The following is a 22,575-nucleotide window of genomic DNA, read 5'->3' as shown; positions in this document are numbered from 1 at the left end:
AGCGCCACGCCTAAGCAATAACCGAATGCGTTGCGACGATTTCATTCGCCGCACGGGCCGTAATGGGTTATGCACAGGCTAGCGGCGCAATTTGGTTTCGCGCCCGAACCCCCGCGTTTCTCGTCCGACGCCCGGGTTTGTTGACGGAAATGAGGCCGAGCACGGAAGACGAACAGGGCAATGGGTTTTGATCGAGGGCGCCGGGGTGAACGCGGCGGGCGCGGCAGAGACAAGCGCGATTCTTTTGGCGATGAGGGCGGTTTTGGCGGCGGCGACCGGTTCGGCGGCGGCTTCGGCGGCGGTGATCGATTCGGTGGTGGCGGCTTTGGCGGCGGTGATCGCTTCGGCGGTGGCGGCGGCGGCTTCGGCGGCGGCGACCGATTCGGTGGCGGCGGCGGTGGCGGCTTCCGTGGTGGTGGCGGCGGCGGTGGCCGCGGCATGCCTCCCCAGGTTGTCGGCGAAGGCACCGGCATCGTAAAGTTCTTCAACGGACAAAAGGGCTTCGGCTTCATCGTCCGTGACGATGGCGGTGAAGACGTGTTCGTCCACATCTCCGCCGTCGAGCAGGCGGGCCTGTCCGGCCTGGCCGAGGGTCAGCCGCTTGGCTTCACCCTGGTCGACCGTGGCGGCAAGATTTCGGCCACCGATCTCAAGATCGACGGCGAGCCGATGCCCGTCACCGATCGCGGCCCGCCGCGTGACCGCGACGCCGCTCCGCGCGCTGGTGGCGGCTTCGGCGCGCCGCAGCGTCAGCTGACCGGCGAAAAGGCAACGGGTACGGTCAAGTTCTTCAACGCAATGAAGGGCTTCGGCTTCATTCAGCGCGACGACGGACAGCCGGATGCGTTCGTTCATATCTCGGCCGTCGAGCGTGCCGGCATGGCGACGCTGAACGAAGGCGATCGTCTGGAATTCGAACTAGAGGTTGATCGGCGGGGCAAGATGGCCGCCGTGAACCTGCAGACGTCGGGCTGATTACGGCCGACCGAACTGGTTTGGAGAGGAGAATGGGCCGGGCGGCACGAACCGCCCGGCCTTTTTCGTGCTTGGTTCAAGCGTGGCCCGATTGGCTCGCGATCAGCCAGGGACGAAACCGCAATGCCGCCCGGCTACAAACCTGCTGTTTTAAGCTGCTTCGCTCATCCTGAGCCTGTCGAAGGATGCCGGTCCAGTGCGTCCGGCGTTACAGCCGCCCCATCGACAGGAACTTCACCCTGCGCGCCTTGCGCAGCGCCTCCGGCGCGTCGCCCTCGATCGCCGCCAGCTCGCGTTCGATCGCATCGCCCAGCGCGGCAATCGCGGCATCCCGGTCGCGATGCGCGCCGCCCAGCGGCTCGGCCACGATCCGGTCGATGACGCCCAGCGCCTTCAGGTCCTGTGCCGTCACTTTCATCGCCTCGGCTGCATCGGCCGCGCGGTCGGCGGTCCGCCACAGGATCGATGCGCAGCCTTCGGGTGAGATCACCGAATAGACGGCGTGTTCCATCATCAGCACGCGGTTGCCCGCGGCCAGCGCGATGGCGCCGCCCGATCCGCCCTCGCCCAGGATCGACGCGATCACTGGCACACCCAGGTTCAGCATCGCCTCGGTCGAACGGGCAATCGCTTCGGCCTGCCCGCGCTCTTCGGCCTGGATGCCGGGAAATGCGCCCGACGTGTCGACCAGCGTGACGACCGGCAGCCCGAACCGTCCGGCCAGGTCCATCAGGCGAATCGCCTTGCGATAGCCCTCTGGCTTGCCCATCCCGAAATTGTGCTTGAGGCGGCTGGCGGTATCGTCGCCCTTTTCATGGCCGATCACCATGACGCGGCGACCGCGAAACCGGGCGAACCCGCCCAGGATCGCCTGATCGTCGGCAAAGGCACGGTCCCCGGCCAGCGGCACGAAATCCTCGAACAGGCCCGCGACATAATGGGTGAAGTGCGGCCGATCCTGATGCCGGGCGACCTGCGTCTTCTGCCACGGGGTCAGCCGGGCATAGGTGTCCTTGAGCAGCCGGTCGGATTTGGCCTGCAACCGGGCGATATCGGCGTTGATATCCACCGCGCCATCGGCGGCCGTGTCGCGCAGCTCGTCAATCCGGGCCTGCAGCTCGGCGATGGGCTTTTCGAAATCTAGGAACATGGTGGTCATGGCTGCCGGCCCGGTTAGGGCCGCACACGGCCCGCGTCAACGAGGGGATGGCGCGCATTGACCAGCGCGACCAGCCGGCTGGCATCGACATGGGTATAGATTTCGGTGGTGGCGATATCGGCGTGACCCAGCATTGCCTGCAACGCGCGCAGGTCAGCGCCCCCTTCCAGCAGGTGGGTGGCAAAGGCGTGGCGCAGGACGTGCGGGCTGATCCGGTCGGGCGGAATGCCCGCCTCTGCCCCGATGGCGCGGATCAGCTGATACAGTCGGACGCGCGACAGATGCCCCTTGCCGCCGGGGAACAGCCATTGGGCATCCACCGGCACGTGATCGCGCCAGACCGCGACGGCGGCACGCGCACGGTCCGAAATCGGCACCATCCGCTCCCGCCCGCCCTTGCCGCGCAGGATCAGGAACGGACGATCCGGCGCCACCGCATTGCGGGGCAGGGACACCAGCTCTGTCGCGCGCAGGCCCGATCCGTACAACAATTCGACCAGCGCGGACAGGCGCAGGTCAGCGGGCACCGGCGGCACGCGCGCCGTCCGCCCGGCAATCGCCGCGAACAACCGGTCGACATCCGCGACCGACAGGGTTTTGGGCAATGGTCGCCGGATGCCGGGCCGGGGCAGAGCGGCCGCCGGATCGTCGGCCCGCATCCCTTCATCCAGCAGAAACCCGTAAAACCGGCGCAGCGTCGCCGCCTTTCGCGCGACCGTCGCCCCGGACAGGTCGGCCCAGCCATCGGCCAGCTGCGTCAGCGCCGCCGCATCGGCATCGACCAGCCGCCCGCCCAGCGCCGCCGACGCCAGGCGAAGATCGGTTGCATAGGCCATCAGCGTGTTGCGCGCCGCGCCCGCCTCTGCCGCCATCATTTCGAGGAACCGGCCGATCAGCGCGGCGTCCCCGCCCCCGCTCATCCGCGTGCGATCGCCTCGGCCGCGATCATCCGGGCTTCGGCATCCATCCCCACGGCACGCAGCGCGGCAAGGATGTGGAACAGGTGATGGGCCGGCACGCCGCGCCAGTCGGTCGTCTGCATCCCGATCCCCGCCAGCACGACCACGGTCCCCGCCTGCCGCGCATTGGCCGCCGCCTGAATCGCGCGGGTCCAGCGATTCTGTGCGCCGATCGGGACATTATTATCCGCCGCCAGCGATTCGGCGTCGGCGGGGGCCAGCCGCCCCAGTCCGGCCAGGGCGGCGACGAACAGCTCCGCCTTTCGTCCCTGTCCCTGATAGCTGGCGGCAGCATCGCGGCTCAACGTCCGGCCCGCCGGGTCGGCCAGCGCCAGCATCGCCCAGCCATCGCTGCCCGGCGTCGCCACCGATCGCCAGCGGACGGCGCGCAGGTCATGGCCCGCGCTCAGCATCGCCGCGATCAGGCGGTCGGCATCCCCGGCAATGGCGGGATCGGGGCCGATGCCGCCCGCCGCCTTTGCCGTCAGCACCAGCCGGGCATACCGGCCGACCGGTGTGGTCGGTTCGTCCCACAACCGGCGCAACACTTCCATACGGCTCTGGCGCGTCGGGCCGACATTGGCCGTGCGCAGATCGGATGCCACCGCAACAGCCGCCGGTGCGTCCACGCCGCTTTCGTCGATCGCGCCGTACAGGTCGGCATAGGCGGCCGAGGACAGGACGCCCGCCGCCGCCGCCGCCTCTGCCGCGGTCAGCCGGTCGACAGGGGCCAATTGCGGCGCCTGTGCCTGCCACAGCAACAGCTGGGGCGACGCACTGGTCAGGAGCCTTTCGGGCAATGCCTCGCCCAGCGCGGTTGCCAGGCCATAGCGCCAGCTGGACAGGCGATCCGCCTCGTCCCAGTCGATCGTCACGTCGCGGCGACCCTGCGCGCCCCGGCTCAGCATCTTCTCGGCCAGCGCCAGGTCGATGCCCCGCGCGATCCCGCCACGCCGGGCGGCATCGATCATGCGCCCTGCATCGGCGGCCTTCCCTTCCAGCGCGGTGCACCATGCCTGAGCCAGCACCCAGCCGCGTTCGCGCGATCGCTGCCCGGCCGTGCCGGCCAGCGGACAGACCCCGCCCGGATCGGCGGCGGCCAGCATCGCCTGCATCGCCACCTGATCCAGCTTGGGCGTATAATTCTCGCCATCGACGGACTGCACCAGCGCACGGGCGGCATTGGCCTCGCCCATGCGGATCAGCAGCCAGGCCCGCTCCGCCGCGAAGTCCGCGCCATTCAGGTCGCGCGGCGTATCGGTGGGGGCCAGCAATACGCGGCGCAGCGTGATCGACAGCCAGCGGGAGGCGATGGGCGCGTTCATCCGCCGCATCAGCATCTGGATCAGCGGGCCGTTCGCATTGCCGTAAATCGGGCCGGACAGGCTGGCGGCATCGGCCACGCCGATCTGTGCGGTGCCACGGCGGGCATAATCGGGCAGCGCATACAGCGCCAGGGCGGGCGCCGGCGTCGCACTGGGCGCCTCACCCGGTGTCGGGGTCGCCTCGGGTGACAGGGAATCGTCCGCCGCAGCGACGCCGGGCGCGGGGGTCGGGGCCGGGCTGGCGCTTGGCGGCGGCGTGCGGGGTGCGTCCGGGCGGGGCTGTGCCGGGCGCGGGGTCGGGGCCGGTGTCGGGGCCGGGTCACCAAATCCGGGCGGCAACAGGCTTTCCGGCGCATCCTGGCCCAGCGCCGGGATCGCCATGCCCGCCGCCGCCAGCGCGACCGCGATCAGGGATAGGGCGGTGCTATTGCGCCAGATTTTCAAGCGACACTTCCTTTTCCACCCGGACCGGAGCCTTTTCGGTGGAGCGGCTGGCAAGGAAGAAGATGCCGCCGACCAGCAGCACCAGGACGATGATGGCAATCACCAGCGGGCGCATCGGCCCGGCGCGACGGCGGGAAGGACTGGAAAACGCATTACGGCGAGCCATGATCGGGGGTCGGATCCTCTATTGTCGTCGGGGTGGTCGCGGGCCTTTTGCCCGACAGGCGCCCTCAATGTATAGCCCCCGCCGCAATGTTTGAGCCACGCCCCACCGATTCCCGCTGGACCGGAAAGCCGATCGTGCTGGTCGGCCTGATGGGCGTGGGCAAATCGACGATCGGAAAGCGGCTGGCCGCGCGCCTGCACCTGCCCTTTGTCGATGCGGATGACGAAATCGAACAGGCCGCCGGCATGACCATCGCCGAAATCTTCGAACGCTATGGCGAACCGCAGTTCCGCGATGGCGAACGCCGCGTCATCGCCCGGCTGATCGACGGCCGCCCGCGCGTCATCGCCACGGGCGGCGGCGCGTTCATGCAGGACGATACCCGCGCCCTGATCCTGGATCAGGCGCTGGCCGTCTGGCTTGACGCGGATATCGACGTGCTGGTCGAACGCGTGCGCAAACGCGATCACCGGCCCCTGCTGCGCGGCCGCGATTCCGGCACGGTACTGCGCGATCTGGCCGCCGTGCGAAACCCAGTCTATGCGCTGGCACCCGTTCGCGTCATCAGCCAACAGGCCCCGCACGACGTGACGGTTCAGAAAATCCTGGAGGCGATTCGCCGATGACGACCATTCCCGTTTCCCTGGGCGATCGCAGTTACGATGTGCGGATCGAACGCGGCCTGATCGACCGGGCGGGCGAGGCGCTGGCCCCGCTGGCGCGCGGGCGGCCGATGCCGATCGTCACCGATGCCAATGTCGCGATCCATGCCGAACGGCTGGGCGAATCGCTGGCGGCGGCGGGCATCGCCAGCGAACGCATCGTGCTGGCCCCCGGCGAGCGGACCAAAAGCTGGGATACGCTGGAGGTGCTGACCGACCGGCTGCTCGACATGGGCGTGGAACGCAGCGACCATGTCATCGCGCTGGGCGGCGGCGTGATCGGCGATCTGGTCGGCTTTGCCTGTTCGATCCTGAAACGCGGCTGCAACTTCATCCAGGTACCGACGACCCTGCTGGCTCAGGTGGATAGCAGCGTGGGCGGCAAGACCGCGATCAACACGCGCGCGGGCAAGAACCTGATCGGCGCATTCCATCAACCGGCGCTGGTGCTGATCGATCCCGATGTGCTGGACAGCCTGCCCGCCCGCGAACTGCGCGCCGGTTATGCAGAGGTCATCAAATACGGCCTGATCGACGATCCCGATTTCTTTGCCTGGTGCGAAGAACATGGCGCGGCGCTGCTCGATGGTGATCCGGTCGCCCGCCAATATGCCATCGCCCGGTCGGTCAGGGCCAAGGCGCGGATCGTCGGCGCGGACGAACGGGAGACGACGGGCACCCGCGCGCTGCTCAACCTTGGCCACACCTTCGGCCATGCGCTGGAGGCGGAGACGGGCTTTTCCGACCGGCTGCTGCATGGCGAGGGGGTGGCTGCCGGCATGGCGCTCGCCTTTGCCTATTCCGCGTCAAAGGGGCTGTGTTCGCCTGACGATGCCGCCCGTGTCGCGGCGCATCTGCGCGCCAGCGGCCTGCCGGATGGCCTTGCCGCCGCCCATGTCCATGCCGATGGCGAAACGCTGGTCGGCCATATGCTGCACGACAAGAAGATGGCGGGTGGCACCCTGCCCTTCCTGCTGGCGCGGGGCATCGGGCAAACCTACCTCGACAAGACGGTCGAGTTGGGCGACGTCGCGGCGTTCCTCGACGCGCAACCCCGGACGCTGGAGGGCGTGACATTCCCCGCGGGGTGAAAAAACAGCATCTGCCGGAAAAGACCTGTCCGGTGTGCAACCGCCCCTTTGCCTGGCGCAAGAAGTGGGAGCGGGACTGGGACAATGTCGTCTATTGTTCCGACCGCTGCCGCCGCGACGGCAAGCGGGGACAAGCCTGACGACTGACCCATAGATTGCAGATTTGACCAGGCGGCATGGATTAATCCCAACGTCGTCGGCAGGGCAGCCAATGGCGTTAACTTCCCGAAAGCTGCCGCTCCGCTTTCGATCCTGTTGCGGACGTTGCTCTGTTCATGCACGTTAGACGTATGAGCCGCTTTCGAGATGTTTACGGCCGCCACGTTCCTCGGCGTGAATGGGAGTGGACGGCTTTTGGCTTGGCGACCTTCGCGCTGAGTAGTGTGCCGCTGGCATGGCTTCTGCACGGGTTTGCAAACGTTTGGGAGCCGTGGAACGTGCTTTCCATTGCTGCTCTGCTTATTGGCGCGGGACTTTGGCTGCGGCGAAAAAGACTGGCCAGCAGCCACTCCCTCCTCCGTACCGGGGATGACAAGTAACCACCCACCTTGCGACAGTGCATCCCTCAATCCGGCAGCCCGAACCCGGATATCCGCTCCACCCTGAAATTTGGTCACGCGGCCCACGCAATCGAATGGTCCGGAATCCATCCTGAGACAGCCATTTGCGGCGCACTGGATCCCGGACAGCAAGGCGTGTCCGGAATGACGAAAAAGGGGTCGCGCTACCCGCGCATCCCGGTCCAGGCCCACCACAGCCAGCCCGCGATCATCACCGCGCCGCCGATTGGCGTGATCGCGCCCAGCCAACGTGGGCCACCCAGCGCCATCAGGTAAAGCGTCACCGCAAAGATCATCCCGCCGATGACGAACGCCCATCCCGGCCCCCGCGCGCCCGTCTGCATCGCGGCGATGGCGGCGACGGCGTGGATCAGCTGATACATCCCCCCGGTCTTCAGCCACTCCTGCGCCTGTCCGCTCGCCCCATGCGCCCCGAACGCCCCGGCCGCCACGGCCATGGCCCCGGACAGGGCAGCAACAGTCAACAGCGCGTTCATGGCAATACTCCGGACGGCATGAAACGGTCGAACAGCAATGCCCCGCCAACGCCCAGTGCCGAGATGCTGATCATCAGCACAGCGCCGGCCATCATGTCCTTGATCGCCTTCACCTCGGGGTGAATGGCCGGATGCAGAAGGTCGACCAGCGCCTCGACCGCCGAATTGACCAGTTCCAGCGCCAGCACCAGCGCAATGGTCAGCGCGACCAGCCCCCACCAGATCGCAGCCGGCCTCAGCAGCAACAGGGCAAGCACCGCCACTACAGCCAGCACCGTCTGGACGCGGAAACTGCGTTCTCGGGTCCAGCCGAACCGGATGCCGGAAACGGCAAAGCCGAGCCGTTCGTGGAACGGCCGGTTCTTCACTTGGCCACCGCTTCTTCGGAATGGACGGACACGTTGCCGCCCTTGCTGTTCTGGCTGAACATCACCTCGCGCGCGGCGTACAGGTCGCCGGATTCCTTCTGCAGCTTCAGCCGCTTGAGGTCGCGGTCGCGATATTCCTGTTCGGTGCGGTCGATCTCGCCCGGATCGACGCCCACCGACGCCATCGCCTTTCGCGCCATCACGACGGCGCTTTCCATCACCTCGCGCACGATGCCCTGCACCGGCGCGCCGTGCATCTTCATCACCGACCGACGATCATAGGCGCGGACAAAGACCATGGCGTCGGGAAACGCCTCGTGAATCTGGCTCAGCTTTTCAGCATCGACCTCGTTGCCGTCGGGGCACAGCAGGATCAGCTCCGCATCCTCCGCCCCCGCGCGCCGCAGCAGGTCGATGCGCAGTCCGTCGCCATAATAGACCTTCATGCCAAAGGTGCCGGCCACGTCGATCATCTGAACATCGCGGTCGATCAGCGTGACGGCAATCCCCTGACCGATCAGCATCTGCGCCACCGTCTGCCCGAACCGGCCATAGCCGACGACGATCGCGCTGGCCCCGTCATGGCGGGGCGCGTCGCGCACCTCTGCCCCCTCGCCCGCCGGTTCGGCCCGGAATCGCCGGGTGAACATCATCAGGAACGGCGTGGTCGCCATGCTGATCGTGATGATCGCGCCGAACACGCTGGCTGCTTCCGGTGCGATCAGCAGCGCGCCTTGCGCCTGGGCGAACAGGACGAACCCGAATTCGCCGCCCTGGCTGAGCAACAGGCCAAGCGCCAGTGCGGGTCGCCACGCGGTGCCGAACAGCATCGCCAGTCCGGTGATGACCGCCGCCTTGGTCGCGATCAGCATCAGCGCCATCGACAGGACGAACACCGGCCGCTCCGCAATCGCGCCCAGATCGAGCATCATGCCCACGGCAAGAAAGAACAGGCCGAGCAGGATCGAGCGGAACGGCTCCACATCCGCCTCCAGCTCGTGCCGGAACGGGCTGTCGGCCAGCATCACGCCCGCGATGAACGCCCCCAGCGCGGTGGACAGGCCGATCGCCTCCATGATCGCCGCGCTGGCCAGCACGGTGAATAGCCCGGCAAACACGAACATCTCGCGCTCGCCCAGATTGCCGATCAGCTTGAACAGCGGCCGCAGCACGAACCGCCCGGCCAGGACCAGGCCGGTCACCGCCAGCACGGTATAGAGCGCCAGCTGCCATCCCGGCGGCCCCGCCGCATCCGCCGGATTGCGCGACAGCGCCGCGACGATGGTGATCAGCGGAACGATGGACAGGTCCTGAAACAGCAGGACGGAAAAGGCTCGCTCGCCGAACGGGGTGCGCAACCGCCCGGCCGATTGCAGCATCGGCAGCACCTGCGCGGTGGACGACAGCGCCAGCGGCAGGCCCAGCGCCAGCGCGGCGGGCCAGCTGAAATTGGCATAATAGGCGATCAGCACGGTCAGCGCGACGCCGCACAGCGCCACCTGCGCCAGGCCGAATCCGAAAATGTCGCGCTTCATCGCCCATAGCCGCGCCGGGCTCAGCTCCAGGCCGACCAGGAACAGCAGCAGCGTGATGCCAAGCTCGGCAATGACCAGCTTGTTTTCCGCATCACCAACGATGCCCAGCACTTCCGGCCCGACAACCGCACCCGCAACCAGGAAGCCCAGCGTCGCACCCAGGCCAAGCTTGCGGAACAACAGGACGAACACCAGCGCAAAGCCCAGCAGCGGGGCAAACTCCCGCGTCATCGACAGGCCGTGATGCGCCTCCATCAGGCGGCCCGCCGCGTGCGCGCGTCAGCCATGGCATCGGCCGCCGCCTCGAACGGCAGTCGGATGGAGGCGTGGCGGGCGGCGTGGGGGATTGCGGGTTCAAAGATCGCAAGGCCGGGCCAGTCCGGCACCGCACCCTCGCCCGCAAGCCAGCGGGTCAGCGCATCGCGGGCATCGGCAATCTCGGCCAGCGTCCGCCCCCGCGCGGATTCGGCAAACAGCGCGGCCGATGCCTGCCCCAGCGCACAGGCGCGGACCATCAGGCCAAGCTCGCTCAGCCGCCCATCATCGTCCAGCACCACATCGGCGGTGACCCGGCTGCCACAGATGGGCGAGCGCCGCTCGACGGTTGCCATCGGGGCATCCAGCCGCTTCAGCCCGGCGGTCGATGCCGCCAGCCGCAAAATCTCGGTGTTGTAAAGCTGCCCCGCCATAGCCGACAGATAGGCTGGATCGGCCCGAAGCGCGAGGGGGGAGAGGACGTTTTTCCCGCGCGGGCGGGTGACCGCCCGGCACCCGCTGCGCTCGCAATGACGCGGTCACCGCTTGGCAGGGACCGTCTCAATCCCGCGGCTGCGGACTTTCAGGGAACACCGGCTCGCCCCGCCGCCGCTTGTCGACAAACTCCGCGATGCCCGCGCTGGTGGCGTTGAGCAGGGAATAGCTGGTGCTGTCCGTCATCCAGGGCGGGCGGCGCGTCGGCCCGCCGCTGACCGTATCGATCACCAGCACGATCAGCAGAAAGCCCAGGCTGGCGACGATCAGCCCCTTGATCCCGCCAAATCCGAACCCCAACGCCCGGTCGATCGGGCCAAGCACCGAATTGCGCGTGCGCGACCCGATGGCATTGGCGACCAGCCGTCCGGCAACATAGGTGGTGCCGGAGATGATCGCGAACGCCAGCACGGCTGCGCCCGCATCGGTGCCAACCGGATCGGCCAGCGCCGCGGTCAGCGGAGTATGGCCAAAGCGCAGCGCGACGATCACGAACAGGAACGCCATCAGCGACAACACTTCGGTCACGAACCCGCGCCACAGGCCCATCACCGCCGATCCGCCAACGGTCAGCAGCACGATGATGTCCAGCGCGGTCAGTTCCATTCCAAATCCCTCGATATCCGCCCTTGGGCGGCACGCCACCCCTAGCCCCTTGCCCGAAGCGAAGTCGAGACATGGGAGCAAAGTTGAATGCGTCCTCCCTTGATCCTCCCCCGCCAGGGGGAGGACGGTTCTGCACATCCCGTCAGCCCCTTCGGCGAGCGGCTGATCCGCAGGCAACGTGCCAGCAACCGGTGCTGGCTTGCGCATGACCTGCGCATGACACCCCGCTCGTCCTGAGCCTGTCGAAGGACGCCGCCCCGCCCAACTTCTCGCGCCGATGCCGCGATACACCCGGCATGAGCGATGCCGGGCTGCCTACCCGCCCCGCGCCAGCAGATGGTCGACGAACGCCTTTAGCGTGGCAAAGCCCGACAGGCGCATCGGGCTTTTGTCGGCCGGCTGCGCTCCGGGGCCAAGTGCGCGGTTGAAGCCCAGCTTCGCCGCTTCCTTCATCCGCAGGCCCGCATGGGCCACGGGCCGCACCTCGCCCGACAGCGCGATTTCGCCGAACGCAATCCCGTCCGACGGCAATGGCCGTTCGGCCAGTGCAGAGATCAGTGCGGCGGCCACCGCCAGGTCCGCCGCCGGGTCCTGAACCCGGTATCCGCCCGCAATGTTCAGATAGACTTCGCACGTCGAGAAACTCAGGCCGCACCGCGCCTCCAGCACGGCCAGGATCATGGCCAGCCGCCCGCTGTCCCATCCGACCACGGCCCGGCGCGGCGTCGCCCCGCTGGCCAGTCGCACGACCAGCGCCTGCACCTCGACCAGCACGGGCCGCGTCCCCTCCAGTGCGGGGAACACCACCGATCCGGTCACGCTTTCGGCCCGGTCGGTCAGGAACAGGGTGGACGGATTGGCCACCTCGGTCAGCCCTTCGCCCGCCATGGCAAACACGCCGATCTCGTCCGTGCCGCCGAACCGGTTCTTCACCGCGCGCAGGATGCGGAACTGATGGCTGCGCTCGCCCTCGAAACTGAGGACGGTGTCGACCATATGCTCCAGCACGCGGGGGCCCGCGATCGATCCGTCCTTGGTGACATGGCCGACCAGCACCACGGCGGTGCCGCGTTCCTTGGCAAAGCGGATCAGTTCCTGCGACGCGGCGCGCACCTGGCTGACGGTGCCCGGCGCTCCTTCGATCAGGTCGCTGTGCATCGTCTGGATGGAATCGATGATCAGCAGGTCGGGCGCCTCTCCCCTGTCCCCGAACGTGGTCAGGATGTCGCGCACCGATGTCGCGCTGGCCAGCTGCACCGGCGCCTTGCCCAGCCCCAGCCGCCGGGCGCGCAGCCGCACCTGATCCGCCGCCTCCTCGCCAGAGACATAGGCGACCTGCTTGCCCGCCAGCGCAAGACTGGCCGCCGCCTGCAGCAACAGGGTCGATTTGCCGATGCCGGGATCGCCGCCGATCAGCGTTGCCGACCCCTCCACAAACCCGCCGCCCAGCGCCCGGTCCAGCTCGGCAATGCCCGTCGCCATCCGGTCGGGCAGCGCAACATCGCTGTCCAGCCCGGACAGGACGATCGCGCGGCCGCCGGATTGCAGGTTGTGTTTGGCCTGAAACGGCGTGACGACCGCGCCCGCCTCTTCGACCAGGCTGTTCCACTCGCCGCAATCGCCGCACTGCCCCTGCCACTGCGACGTGACCGAACCGCATTGCTGACAGACATATCGTTTCTTTGGCCGGGCCATGACGAGCGGGTTAGCATTGGCGGAACAAAAAGGGAATATCTTTTGGCCGCTGGTGTCCTGCAGGCGGATTGCGCTGCTGGGCTGGCGGGATGGTCCGCCCCACCCATCGCCCTGCCCCTGTCCGCACGATCGCCGCTGCAAGTCCCCATCCGGAATGCGATTCCGCAGGGGACGTGGCATCACCTTCGCAACCTTTCGCCGCCGAATCATCCGGCGGTCAGCTCGCTCCCGCGCTTCAGCGCGCTGCCGCCATCGGCCTGTTCGACCAGATAGGCGGGATTATCCTTGGTCCCGTTCTTGACGATCCTGCTCCCCTTGATCGTGCGCTGGACGCGCCGCTCGAACCGTTCCGCCACCTTGCCCTCGGCGGTGCCCTTGCCCCACGACCAGGACACGGCCTGACCCTTTTTGAAGCTGTTTGCCATCCTGTCGCTCCATCGCTGTCCTGCGCAAAGGACGCACCGACCGGCCAAAGCGTTCCCATGTGCGACGAGTTGCGGTATCGCCCCGCGCCATGAAGCCAACCGACCTGCGGATCGCCCTGTTCAGCGGCAACTATAATTACGTCCGCGATGGCGCGAACCAGGCGCTGAACCTGCTTGCCGGATATCTGCTGGAACGCGGCGTCACGCTGCGCGTCTATTCGCCCACCGTGCCCGAACCGGCCTTTCCGGCGACGGGCGAACTGGTCGATATCCCCGCCCTGGCGCTGCCCGGCGGGCGGGACGAATATCGGCTGGGCATGGGCCTGCCCCTGTCGGTGCGGGCGGACCTCAAGGCCTATGCCCCGAACATCGTCCATGTGTCCGCCCCGGATGTCAGCGGGCATCGCGCCGTCACCTGGGCGCGGCGGCGCAGGATACCGACACTTGCCTCGCTCCACACCCGCTTCGAAACCTATGCCCAATATTACGGCATCGGCTTTCTGGAGCCGCTGGCGATCAACCTGTCCACGCGCTTTTACAACCGGGTCGACCGGGTCATGGTGCCCAGCCCCAGCATGGGCGACGTTCTGCGCGACTGGGGCGTCACGACGCCCATCGGCATCTGGTCGCGGGGGATCAATCACGACCGGTTCAATCCGGGCCGCCGCGATCTGGCCTGGCGCCGCTCGCTCGGCATCGGCGACGATGAGGTGGCAGTCAGCTTTCTGGGCCGGCTGGTCCTTGAAAAGGGGCTGGGCATCTTTGCCGATGTGATCGCGGAGCTGAAGGCGCGCGGCGTACCGCACAAGGTGCTGGTGATCGGCGAAGGGCCGGCCCGCCCCTGGTTTGCCGAACGGGTGCCGGAGGCGGTGTTCACAGGATTCCAATCGGGCGACGATCTGGGCCGCGCGGTGGCGGGCATGGACGTGTTCTTCATGCCGTCCGTCACCGAAACCTTTGGCAATGTGACGACAGAGGCGATGGCGGCGGGCGTCCCCGTCGTCGCCGCGCGGGCAACGGGTGCGGTCGATCTGGTCGAGGAAGGGGTAACCGGATTCCTGGTCCCGCCCACCGATGTGCGCGCCTATGCCGACGCGATCCAGAAACTGGTGGAGGATCCCGCGCTGCGCCGCTCGTCGGGTCAGGCCGGGCACCGCGCCGCCCAGCGCTTTGTCTGGGACACCGCGAACCAGGCGGTGCTCGACGCCTATCTCACGCTGCTCGCGGATGGATGAATTGGCGGCATCCTTCGACAGGCTCGGGATGAGCGGGGACAGGCTGACACGCCCTCACCCGCTCATGCTGAACTTGTCGAAGCATCAACCCCATCCCGCCGATGACAGGATGGGCAAGCGGCGGCACAGTCCCTATCTGTTCTCCCATGGCCGATCTTTTCGCCGATCCTGACCAGCCCGCGGCAGACACGCCCGCCCCCGATGCGCCGCTGGCCGACCGGCTGCGCCCCCGCGCGCTGGACGAGGTGGTGGGTCAGGATCACCTGACCGGCCCCGAGGGCGCGATCGGCCGGATGGTCGCGGCGGGCAAGCTGTCCAGCATGATCCTGTGGGGGCCGCCGGGCACGGGCAAGACGACCATCGCCCGGCTGCTCGCCGGGTCGGTCGGCCTTCGCTATGCTGCTATCTCGGCGGTGTTCTCGGGCGTCGCCGACCTGAAACGCGTGTTTGCCGAGGCGCGCGACCATGCCCGGCTGGGTCAGCGCACGCTCCTGTTCGTGGACGAAATCCACCGGTTCAACCGCGCGCAACAGGACGGTTTCTTGCCCTATGTCGAGGATGGCACCGTTACTTTGGTCGGCGCGACGACCGAAAACCCGTCGTTCGAACTGAACGCGGCGCTGCTTTCCCGGGCGCAGGTGTTGATCCTGCACCGGCTGGATGCCGCCGCGCTCGGCCTGTTGCTGGACCGGGCAGAGGCGATCATGGAACGCCCCCTGCCGCTCGACGCCGATGCCCGCGCCGCGCTGATCGCCAGCGCCGATGGCGATGGCCGCTTCCTGCTCAATCAGGCGGAAACATTGTTCTCCGTCCACTTCGATGCGCCGCTCGACCCGGCCGGGCTAGGCCAGTTCCTGCAGCGCCGCGTAGCGGTGTATGACAAGGATCGGGAGGGGCATTACAACCTCATCTCCGCGCTGCACAAATCGCTGCGCGGATCGGACCCGCAAGCTGCGCTCTATTATCTCGCCCGGATGCTGACCGCGGGGGAAGAGCCGCTCTATGTCCTGCGCCGTCTGACCCGCTTTGCCAGCGAGGATATCGGCCTCGCCGATCCGCAGGCGCTGGTGCAGTGCCTGGCGGCCAAGGACGCCTATGACTTTCTCGGCTCGCCGGAGGGCGAACTGGCGATCGTGCAGGCGTGCCTTTATTGCGCCACCGCGCCCAAATCGAACGCCGCCTATGTCGCGCAAAAGGCAGCGTGGCGCAGCGCAAAGGAAACGGGCAGCCTGATGCCCCCGCAAAACATCCTGAACGCGCCGACCCGGCTGATGAAGGACATCGGCTATGGCAAGGGCTATCGCTACGATCACGATGCCGAAGGCGGCTTTTCCGGGGACAATTACTGGCCGGCCGAAATGCAGCCGCAGCGGTTCTACATCCCCACGGATCGCGGCACCGAAAAGCGCATCGCCGAACGCATGGCCTGGTGGGACGAACGGCGCGGCGCAGTGCGCGGGGAATGAGGGCGCGGCGCTTCACCCGTTTTGCCGCGATCGACTGGTCCGGGGCAAAGGGGCACCGGCACCGGGGCATCGCCATCGCGGTGGCAGAGGCGGGCGATGCAGCCCCGACACTGATCGATCCGCCCGGCGGCGCCTGGTCGCGGATGGAAGTGCTCCGCTGGGTACAGGCGCAGGCCGGCACCGACACGCTGATCGGGTTCGACTTCAGCTTCGCGCCGCCACTGATCGAACGCGGCGCCTATCTGCCGGGGCTGGACGCGCCCGCCACCGCCCGCCCCTTCTGGGCATGGCTGGACCGGCAATGCGATGACGCCGATCTGGGCGCGGCCAGTTTCCTGGAACGGCATCGGGGTGCGCATTTCTATCTTGGCGCAGCGGACGGGGCCAAGGCGCGCTTCATGCATTTCCGCCAGTGCGAACAACGCTATCGCGCCAGCGGCGGGGGCAAGCCATCGACGGTCTATGATGCCATCGGCGCGGCTCAGGTTGCCAAGGCAAGCTTTGCCGGGATGCGCCTGCTCCACCATCTGGGCAGCGACATTCCCGTCTGGCCGATCGATCCGCTGCCCGATAGCGGCCCGGCCGTCACCGAAATCTATACCAGCATTGCCGCCCGTGCCGCCGGCCTGCGCAAGGGGCTGTCAAAGCTGCGCCATACCCAAGCCTTGAATGACGCGCTGGCGGTGTTCGGGTCACGGCACTGGACGGGCGACGACGCGCTCAGCGATCATCAGACGGATGTGCTGATGACGGCAGCGTGGCTGCGTGCGCTGGCCGGCGATCCTGACCTGTGGCATCCGGCGGGACTGACCCCGCGCATTGCCGCGACCGAAGGCTGGACGCTGGGCGTGGTCTAGCCGCGTCAGCCGTCCAGACTGCCGCCAAGGCTGGCATGGACCAGCCCGCCATCGACCGCGATGGTTTCGCCCACCACATAGTCGCCGCCCCGTCCCGCCAGATAGATGGCCGTCGCCGCCATATCCTCCGCAATGCCGATCCGGCCCGCCGGGATCACCCGGGCTACCGCATCCGCATGATCGCGCGCCGCCTTGTTCATGTCGCTGGCAAAGGCGCCGGGGGCGATGGAGGTGACGTTGATGCCGTCGCGGATCAGCCGCGCGGCCATCCGCTTGGTCAACTGGATCAGCGCCGCCTTCGACGCCTGATAGCTGTAGGTTTCCCAAGGGTTGAGCCGGATCCCGTCGATGGAAGTGATGTTGATCACCTTTGCCGGGCGCGCCGCGCTGCCCGACGCCTTGAGCAGCGGTTGCAGCGCCTGGGTCAGGAAAAAGGGCGATTTGACATTGAGGTCCATCACCTTGTCCCAACCCTTTTCGGGGAACTGTTCGAACGGCTCGCCCCAGGCGGCACCGGCATTGTTGACCAGAATGTCCAGCCCGCCCTCACGCTCTGCCAGCATCGCCGCCAGCCTGCGGCAACCCTCGACCGTCGAAACGTCACCGGGCAGCGCGATGCAATCCGGCCCCAGCTCCGCCGCCGTCTCCTCGCACGCCTCTGCCTTGCGGGACGAAACATAGACGCGCGCGCCCGATGCGACGAACCCGGCTGCGATCATCCGCCCGATGCCGCGCGATCCGCCCGTCACCAGCGCGACCCGGCCATCCAGCCGGAACAGTGACGTCACATCCATGGCCGCATCCTTTCCATACCTGTTTTTCGAAATTCCGGGATAGCTGTCCGATGACAGGATGCCAAGCATCATCGTCGGGGCGATGCCCCTTGCATCGGCGCGGGTGAGACACAACAAGGCAGGAATGGCCAGTGACTCACCCCTCGACCGGTTCAAGCACGTTTTGGGCGGTGCCTGCCGCGCATTGTCCGACGATGCGGAGGTCGAACTGGCCTTTACCCCCGACGCGCCGGCCCAGTCCGGGCGGACGCTGCGCGTTCCCATGCCCTCGCGCACCCTGCCTGCGGATCAGGTGGCCGAGGCGCGCGGCTTTGCCGACAGCTTTTCGCTACGGCTGAAACTGCACGACACCGGCCTGCACCGGCGCGGTGCGCCCGCTGATCCCGTCGCCCGCGCCGTGTTCGACGCCGCCGAAACCGCCCGGATCGAGGCGCTGGGCGCACGAGGCTATGCGGGCATTGCGGACAATCTGGATCACGCGCTGATGATGCGGCTGCGCTCCGATCCGATCGCGCGGGCGCGCAACCGGGACGAGGTGCCGCTGTCCACCGCCGTCCAGCTGATGATCCGCGAACGCCTGACCGGAAAGGCACCGCCGGCCAGCCTGTCGGTGCAGATGGCGCTTGTGTCCGACTGGATCGAGGATCGCGCCGGGGCCGATCTGGACGCGCTCGCCCTTGCGCTCGACAATCAGCAGGCATTCCAGACGCTGACCACCCGATTGCTTGAGGATCTCGACCTGATCGAGGGCGAGATCACCCCGGATGACGAGGAAGCCGGCGGGTCGGATGATGAAGGGACGCAGGACGGCGAGGACGATACTGACGACGCCGAACAGGACAGCGAAAGCGGCGCCGACGGCCAGGGCGAGTTCGAGGCGCGCGGCGAACAGGCTCAGGACGACAGCCAGGACGGCGAGACCCAGCAGCAGGAGCAGGATGGGCTCGACGACATGGACGGCGAGCCGGGGGACGAGGGACAGGACGGCATCCTGCCCGTGCGCCCGAACCGCCCACTGGCCGACCTGCCCCCGCAATTCGAATACAAGGCATTTTCGACCGCGCATGACGAGGTCGTGACCGCAGCCGAACTGTGCGACGAGGAAGAGCTGACCCGGCTGCGCGCCTATCTGGACCAGCAGCTGGCGCACCTGCAGGGTGCGGTGACGAAACTGGCGAACCGCCTGCAACGCCGCCTGATGGCGCAACAGGCGCGCAGCTGGGATTTCGATCAGGAAGAAGGGCTGCTCGACGCCGCGCGCCTTGCCCGCGTGATCGTCAATCCGATGCAATCGCTCAGTTACAAGGTGGAGCGGGACACCGATTTCAAGGATACGGTCGTCACCCTGCTGATCGACAATTCGGGGTCGATGCGCGGCCGCCCGATCAGCATTGCCGCGATCAGCGCGGACATCCTGGCCCGCACGCTGGAACGCGTCGGGGTAAAAGTCGAAATCCTGGGCTTCACCACGCGCGCGTGGAAGGGCGGACAGAGCCGTGAGGCATGGCTGGCCGCCGGTCGCCCGCCTCAGCCGGGTCGCCTGAACGATCTGCGCCACATCGTCTATAAACAGGCGGACGAGCCGTGGCGCCGGGCCAAGAAATCGCTCGGTCTGATGATGCGCGAAGGGCTGCTCAAGGAAAATATCGATGGCGAGGCGCTGCTCTGGGCGCACGGCCGGCTGATCGCGCGGGCGGAGGATCGCAAGATCCTGATGGTAATCTCCGATGGCGCGCCCGTGGATGATTCCACCCTGTCGGTGAACAGCGGCTCCTATCTCGACCGGCATCTGCGACAGGTGATCGGATGGATCGAGGGGCGCTCTCCTGTGGAACTGGTGGCGATCGGCATCGGCCATGACGTCACCCGCTGGTATGCCCGCGCGGTCACGATCATGGATGCGGATCAGTTGGCGGGCACGATGGTGGAACAGCTGGCCAGCCTGTTCGACAGCGAATGAGCATCGGCGTTGCGCCGCCAGCCGGGGGCTTTGCCGGGCCTGTGAAGCGCAGCGTCACCATTGCCGGGCACGAAACCTCGATCAGTCTGGAACCGGTATTCTGGGCCGCGCTGGAGGCAGAGGCAACCGCCCGCGCCCTGCCGCTGTCCGCGCTGATCGCGGCCATCGATGCGGCCCGGATCGTGGCGGACGTTCCCCCCAATCTGGCCAGCGCCATCCGCAGCTGGTTGCTGGTTCAGGCTCAGCGGGCCGGTTCGGCCTCGTAATCGGCGCGGGTAAAGGCGGGCTGCATCGCCGGTTCGCGGACGACGGGGCGCAGGCCGGTCCAGCCCTGCGTCTGCCGCCGGTCAATCAGCGTGCCGTCCGCCACGGCGCGGCGATACCGCGCCTCCTCTGCTTCAGCGGTGCCGAGATCCGCCAGCGCGGGCTGGGATGCAAAACGCGGCGGGCGGGCAATGTCTCGCAGGTCGCTGGCGATCCACGAACCGGCCAATATGCCCATCAGGACGGCCACGCCGATCACCCCGGCCACCATACGCACCGTCCGGCTTTTTATCAGTCGATGCCGCTTCATCGCCATGAAGCGCAGCATCGCGCCGATGGTTGCATCAGGTCAACAGTTTCGGGCCGTCGCGTTCCAGCTTGTCGCGGATGCGCCCGGCCGCCAGCGCCAGCATCGGCGGCAGGTCGAGCGTCAGGTGGACATGATCGTCGGCGACATCGACAATCGCCTCGACCCGCTGGCCCAGCGCAATCACCGCAAAGGCCAGCCGGTCGCCATCCCATTGCGGATCATGGATGCTGCCGCCGGGGATCCATTCGGCCAGCTTGTTGATCCCCTTGCCGATCCGCTCGCGCGCACCCGTGCGGCCGAGCTGGTGCGGCAGATCGACCTCGATCGGCGCGCTCATCGGGCGAACAACATCGAATCATCGGCAAATGCCTTGAACTCAAGCGCATTGCCACTGGGGTCGCGGAAAAACATGGTCGCCTGCTCTCCCGGCTGGCCGCGGAAACGGACATGGGGTTCGATACCGAAGGGGATGCCGGCATCGGCAACACGGCGGGCCAGCCCCTCCCATTGCGACATGGTGAGGACCACCCCGAAATGCGGCACCGGGACATCATGGCCGTCCACCGGATTGCTCGCCTCTGCCGGGCGGGCCGTTTCGCTGACATGGACAACCAGTTGATGGCCGAACAGGTCGAAATCCACCCAGTGCGCGTCGGAGCGTCCCTCCGGACAGCCGAGCAGATCGCCGTAAAAGCTGCGCGCGGCGGCCAGATCATGGACGGGAATGGCGAGATGAAAGGGGCGAAGGCCGGTCATGCCCCACTCCTAGCAAAGCCGGGCAGGCTGGGCGAGGGCCAAGCAAGCCCCTCCCCTGCCGCGCGTCGATGGGCTACAGCGCGCGCATGACGCTGCCCCCTCGCCTTGCGCCTTGGATCGCCCTTGCGGCGGGCCTTGCCTCTCCCGTCGGTTTCGCCCCGCTGGACCTGTGGCCGGTGCTGCTGGTCGCGCTGGCGGTATGGCTATGGACGCTGCACGATGCGCCGACGCTGAAGGCCGCGCTGTGGCAATCCTGGTTGTTCGGCGTCGGGCATTTCACCATCGGCAACAACTGGATTCAGCACGCCTTCGACTATCAGGACAAGATGCCGCCAGTCCTTGGTTACTTCGCGGTCGTGGCGCTGGCGCTGTATCTGGCGGTCTATCCGATGCTGGCTGGGGGGCTTGCCTGGCGGTTCGGGCGGACGGGTGGGCGGCCGGGCGCGGCGTTCGTACTGATGGCCGCGGCGGCGTGGATCGTCACCGAATGGCTGCGCGCCAGCCTGTTCACCGGCTATAGCTGGAACCCGCTGTCGGTGGCGTGGCTGCCAGTGGGCGGCGTGGCGCAGTTGAGCGCGTGGACCGGCACCTATGCGCTTTCCGGGCTGACCATGCTGGTGGCCGGCTCGCTGCTGCTGCTTGCGCAGCGTCGATGGCGCTTTGCCCTTGCCGTGATCGGTCCCGTTGCCGTGGCCGCGCTGCTGCTGTTTCCGATTGACCTGACCCGGCCAGTGAACGCGACGCCGCCGCCCCGCGTCCGCGTGCTTCAGCCCAATATCGGCCAGGAATCGGTGCGCGACCCGGGCTATGAGGAGCGCATCTTCCGCACCCTGCTCGACATGACCCCGGCACAGCATCCCGAACCGACGCTGGTGGTGTGGCCGGAGGGGTCGGTGGAATATTATCTTGAGGATGATTATCCGCCCGGCTGGTATTTCGAAATGCCGGCCAGCGTCGCCCGCCGCCGGATCGCCGCCCGCCTTCGGCCACAGGACCATGCGCTGGTCGGCGGCAACGCCCTGTTGTTCGGCGATGATCCGATCATCGATGCGGCAACCAATTCGGTGTTCCTGATCCGCCCTGATGGCCAGATCGGCCCGCGGTACGACAAGGCGCATCTGGTTCCCTATGGCGAATATCTGCCGATGCGCTCGATCCTGCAGCCGCTGGGCCTGTCGCGGCTGGTGATGGGCGACATCGATTTCCGCCCCGGATCCGGCCCGGCGAACATCCCCGTGCCAGGCTTTGGCCTGGTCGGCGTGCAGATCTGTTACGAGATCATCTTTTCGGGTCAGACGGTCAATCCGCGCCAGCGGCCGCGCATGATCGTCAATCCCTCGCTCGATGGCTGGTTCGGCGCATGGGGTCCGCCCCAGCATCTGGCCCAGGCGCGGCTGCGCGCGATCGAGGAAGGGTTGCCGGTGCTGCGGTCCACCCCCAACGGAATTTCGGCGGTGATAGACGCGCACGGCCGCCTGATCGGCACGGTGCCGCACGGGCAACGGGGCGTGATCGACGTGTCCTTGCCGGATGCGCTGCCGCCGACCCTGTTCTCCCGGCTGGGCAACTGGCTGGCCCTTGTCTGCGCGGTGCTTCTGGCAGCCGCCGCCCTTGCCGCGCGCCGCTTCGCTCGCTAGAGGCGCATATAAGGAAAGCTTTATATGGGCATGGCAACGGCCCGGCTTTTCCGCGACATTCATCCCGATCAGAGGATTA

Annotated in this window: 25 protein-coding genes; 10 read left to right on the top strand and 15 right to left on the bottom strand. The window is 67.5% G+C overall.

All coding sequences use genetic code 11. The annotated features are described in order from the left end of the window. The first annotated feature begins 180 nt into the window (after window positions 1-180). Window positions 181-975: a cold-shock protein gene (locus ACNI3Q_RS12370; protein ID WP_279338674.1), complete on the top strand. Its 795-nt coding sequence runs from the start codon at window positions 181-183 to the stop codon at window positions 973-975. Window positions 976-1,183: 208 nt separating this feature from the next. On the opposite strand, the gene ACNI3Q_RS12365 is transcribed toward ACNI3Q_RS12370, so the two are convergent. The 4 genes from ACNI3Q_RS12365 to ACNI3Q_RS12350 are packed head-to-tail and all read right to left on the bottom strand — an operon-like array spanning window position 1,184 to window position 5,028. Further along, entirely contained in the window at window positions 1,184-2,134 is a 951-nt protein-coding gene (locus tag ACNI3Q_RS12365) for an acetyl-CoA carboxylase carboxyltransferase subunit alpha (protein WP_426277104.1), read from the bottom strand. A gap of 14 nt (window positions 2,135-2,148) precedes the next feature. Continuing rightward, complete coding sequence (locus ACNI3Q_RS12360; protein WP_426277102.1) at window positions 2,149-3,054, bottom strand: tyrosine-type recombinase/integrase; 906 nt, start codon at window positions 3,052-3,054, stop codon at window positions 2,149-2,151. Further along, window positions 3,051-4,862 carry a hypothetical protein gene (locus ACNI3Q_RS12355; RefSeq protein ID WP_426277100.1) on the bottom strand — a complete coding sequence of 604 codons (1,812 nt, stop codon included), beginning with the start codon at window positions 4,860-4,862 and terminating at the stop codon, window positions 3,051-3,053. The genes ACNI3Q_RS12360 and ACNI3Q_RS12355 overlap by 4 nt, the downstream gene beginning before the upstream one ends. Next, on the bottom strand, window positions 4,843-5,028 hold the full coding sequence (locus ACNI3Q_RS12350; RefSeq protein WP_260020221.1) for a hypothetical protein: 186 nt from the start codon (window positions 5,026-5,028) through the stop codon (window positions 4,843-4,845). The genes ACNI3Q_RS12355 and ACNI3Q_RS12350 overlap by 20 nt, the downstream gene beginning before the upstream one ends. Before the next feature lie 86 nt (window positions 5,029-5,114). Here ACNI3Q_RS12350 and ACNI3Q_RS12345 point away from each other — a divergent pair, with 86 nt between their 5' ends. From ACNI3Q_RS12345 to ACNI3Q_RS12335, 3 genes are read left to right on the top strand one after another with little or no spacing between them, the layout of a single operon-like run. Beyond that, window positions 5,115-5,654 carry a shikimate kinase gene (locus tag ACNI3Q_RS12345; RefSeq protein ID WP_426277098.1) on the top strand — a complete coding sequence of 180 codons (540 nt, stop codon included), beginning with the start codon at window positions 5,115-5,117 and terminating at the stop codon, window positions 5,652-5,654. Then, complete coding sequence (aroB, locus tag ACNI3Q_RS12340) at window positions 5,651-6,781, top strand: 3-dehydroquinate synthase (protein WP_426277096.1); 1,131 nt, start codon at window positions 5,651-5,653, stop codon at window positions 6,779-6,781. The genes ACNI3Q_RS12345 and aroB overlap by 4 nt, the downstream gene beginning before the upstream one ends. Then, the gene (locus ACNI3Q_RS12335) at window positions 6,766-6,921 is read left to right on the top strand and encodes a DUF2256 domain-containing protein (RefSeq protein ID WP_426277587.1); all 156 of its coding nucleotides are present in this window, start codon (window positions 6,766-6,768) and stop codon (window positions 6,919-6,921) included. Before aroB ends, ACNI3Q_RS12335 begins: the two co-directional genes overlap by 16 nt. Before the next feature lie 584 nt (window positions 6,922-7,505). Here ACNI3Q_RS12335 and ACNI3Q_RS12330 read toward each other — a convergent pair. From ACNI3Q_RS12330 to ACNI3Q_RS12300, 7 genes are all read right to left on the bottom strand, one after another. After that, window positions 7,506-7,838, bottom strand: a complete 333-nt coding sequence (locus ACNI3Q_RS12330; protein ID WP_426277094.1) for a DUF423 domain-containing protein — start codon at window positions 7,836-7,838, stop codon at window positions 7,506-7,508. After that, window positions 7,835-8,206: a diacylglycerol kinase gene (locus ACNI3Q_RS12325; protein WP_426277092.1), complete on the bottom strand. Its 372-nt coding sequence runs from the start codon at window positions 8,204-8,206 to the stop codon at window positions 7,835-7,837. Before ACNI3Q_RS12325 ends, ACNI3Q_RS12330 begins: the two co-directional genes overlap by 4 nt. Continuing rightward, window positions 8,203-9,996 (bottom strand): cation:proton antiporter domain-containing protein, encoded by a 1,794-nt coding sequence (locus ACNI3Q_RS12320; protein ID WP_426277090.1) that lies wholly within the window; start codon window positions 9,994-9,996, stop codon window positions 8,203-8,205. The genes ACNI3Q_RS12325 and ACNI3Q_RS12320 overlap by 4 nt, the downstream gene beginning before the upstream one ends. After that, complete coding sequence (locus tag ACNI3Q_RS12315; RefSeq protein ID WP_426277088.1) at window positions 9,996-10,430, bottom strand: iron-sulfur cluster assembly scaffold protein; 435 nt, start codon at window positions 10,428-10,430, stop codon at window positions 9,996-9,998. Before ACNI3Q_RS12315 ends, ACNI3Q_RS12320 begins: the two co-directional genes overlap by 1 nt. A 127-nt stretch (window positions 10,431-10,557) precedes the next feature. Further along, window positions 10,558-11,097, bottom strand: coding sequence for a CvpA family protein (locus tag ACNI3Q_RS12310; protein WP_426277086.1), 540 nt, complete (start codon window positions 11,095-11,097; stop codon window positions 10,558-10,560). A 315-nt stretch (window positions 11,098-11,412) separates the two neighbouring features. Continuing rightward, window positions 11,413-12,792, bottom strand: coding sequence for a DNA repair protein RadA (radA, locus tag ACNI3Q_RS12305; protein WP_426277084.1), 1,380 nt, complete (start codon window positions 12,790-12,792; stop codon window positions 11,413-11,415). A 206-nt stretch (window positions 12,793-12,998) separates the two neighbouring features. Then, window positions 12,999-13,217, bottom strand: coding sequence for a hypervirulence associated TUDOR domain-containing protein (locus tag ACNI3Q_RS12300; RefSeq protein ID WP_426277083.1), 219 nt, complete (start codon window positions 13,215-13,217; stop codon window positions 12,999-13,001). 89 nt (window positions 13,218-13,306) lie between these two features. Here ACNI3Q_RS12300 and ACNI3Q_RS12295 point away from each other — a divergent pair, with 89 nt between their 5' ends. From ACNI3Q_RS12295 to ACNI3Q_RS12285, 3 genes are all read left to right on the top strand, one after another. After that, the gene (locus ACNI3Q_RS12295; RefSeq protein WP_426277081.1) at window positions 13,307-14,452 is read left to right on the top strand and encodes a glycosyltransferase family 4 protein; all 1,146 of its coding nucleotides are present in this window, start codon (window positions 13,307-13,309) and stop codon (window positions 14,450-14,452) included. 146 nt (window positions 14,453-14,598) lie between these two features. Beyond that, window positions 14,599-15,918 carry a replication-associated recombination protein A gene (locus tag ACNI3Q_RS12290; RefSeq protein ID WP_426277079.1) on the top strand — a complete coding sequence of 440 codons (1,320 nt, stop codon included), beginning with the start codon at window positions 14,599-14,601 and terminating at the stop codon, window positions 15,916-15,918. Next, the gene (locus ACNI3Q_RS12285) at window positions 15,915-16,775 is read left to right on the top strand and encodes a hypothetical protein (protein WP_426277077.1); all 861 of its coding nucleotides are present in this window, start codon (window positions 15,915-15,917) and stop codon (window positions 16,773-16,775) included. Before ACNI3Q_RS12290 ends, ACNI3Q_RS12285 begins: the two co-directional genes overlap by 4 nt. A gap of 5 nt (window positions 16,776-16,780) precedes the next feature. Here the strand turns inward: ACNI3Q_RS12285 and ACNI3Q_RS12280 are convergent, their stop codons facing one another. Further along, window positions 16,781-17,569 carry an SDR family oxidoreductase gene (locus tag ACNI3Q_RS12280; protein ID WP_426277075.1) on the bottom strand — a complete coding sequence of 263 codons (789 nt, stop codon included), beginning with the start codon at window positions 17,567-17,569 and terminating at the stop codon, window positions 16,781-16,783. 124 nt (window positions 17,570-17,693) lie between these two features. On the opposite strand from ACNI3Q_RS12280, the gene cobT reads away from it, so the two are divergent. Together cobT and ACNI3Q_RS12270 are read left to right on the top strand one after the other, a co-directional pair. After that, window positions 17,694-19,529 carry a cobaltochelatase subunit CobT gene (cobT, locus tag ACNI3Q_RS12275; RefSeq protein WP_426277073.1) on the top strand — a complete coding sequence of 612 codons (1,836 nt, stop codon included), beginning with the start codon at window positions 17,694-17,696 and terminating at the stop codon, window positions 19,527-19,529. After that, window positions 19,526-19,795, top strand: a complete 270-nt coding sequence (locus ACNI3Q_RS12270) for a ribbon-helix-helix domain-containing protein (protein ID WP_426277071.1) — start codon at window positions 19,526-19,528, stop codon at window positions 19,793-19,795. Before cobT ends, ACNI3Q_RS12270 begins: the two co-directional genes overlap by 4 nt. Here ACNI3Q_RS12270 and ACNI3Q_RS12265 read toward each other — a convergent pair. The 3 genes from ACNI3Q_RS12265 to ACNI3Q_RS12255 all read right to left on the bottom strand — a co-directional run bounded on the left by ACNI3Q_RS12265 (window position 19,771) and on the right by ACNI3Q_RS12255 (window position 20,859). Further along, on the bottom strand, window positions 19,771-20,070 hold the full coding sequence (locus ACNI3Q_RS12265; protein WP_426277069.1) for a hypothetical protein: 300 nt from the start codon (window positions 20,068-20,070) through the stop codon (window positions 19,771-19,773). The genes ACNI3Q_RS12270 and ACNI3Q_RS12265 overlap by 25 nt on opposite strands. 67 nt (window positions 20,071-20,137) lie before the next feature. Further along, window positions 20,138-20,440 carry a polyhydroxyalkanoic acid system family protein gene (locus tag ACNI3Q_RS12260; RefSeq protein ID WP_426277067.1) on the bottom strand — a complete coding sequence of 101 codons (303 nt, stop codon included), beginning with the start codon at window positions 20,438-20,440 and terminating at the stop codon, window positions 20,138-20,140. Further along, window positions 20,437-20,859 carry a VOC family protein gene (locus ACNI3Q_RS12255; RefSeq protein WP_426277065.1) on the bottom strand — a complete coding sequence of 141 codons (423 nt, stop codon included), beginning with the start codon at window positions 20,857-20,859 and terminating at the stop codon, window positions 20,437-20,439. The genes ACNI3Q_RS12260 and ACNI3Q_RS12255 overlap by 4 nt, the downstream gene beginning before the upstream one ends. 86 nt (window positions 20,860-20,945) lie before the next feature. Between ACNI3Q_RS12255 and lnt the strand changes: the two genes are divergently transcribed. Next, complete coding sequence (lnt, locus tag ACNI3Q_RS12250; protein ID WP_426277063.1) at window positions 20,946-22,496, top strand: apolipoprotein N-acyltransferase; 1,551 nt, start codon at window positions 20,946-20,948, stop codon at window positions 22,494-22,496. The last annotated feature ends 79 nt before the right edge of the window (window positions 22,497-22,575 follow it).

The sequence above is a fragment of the Sphingomonas eleionomae genome (assembly GCF_049889035.1).
GTDB lineage: Bacteria > Pseudomonadota > Alphaproteobacteria > Sphingomonadales > Sphingomonadaceae > Sphingomonas.
The sequence above is the reverse complement of the archived record's forward strand: the minus strand, read 5'-3'. Positions and strand labels throughout refer to the sequence as shown.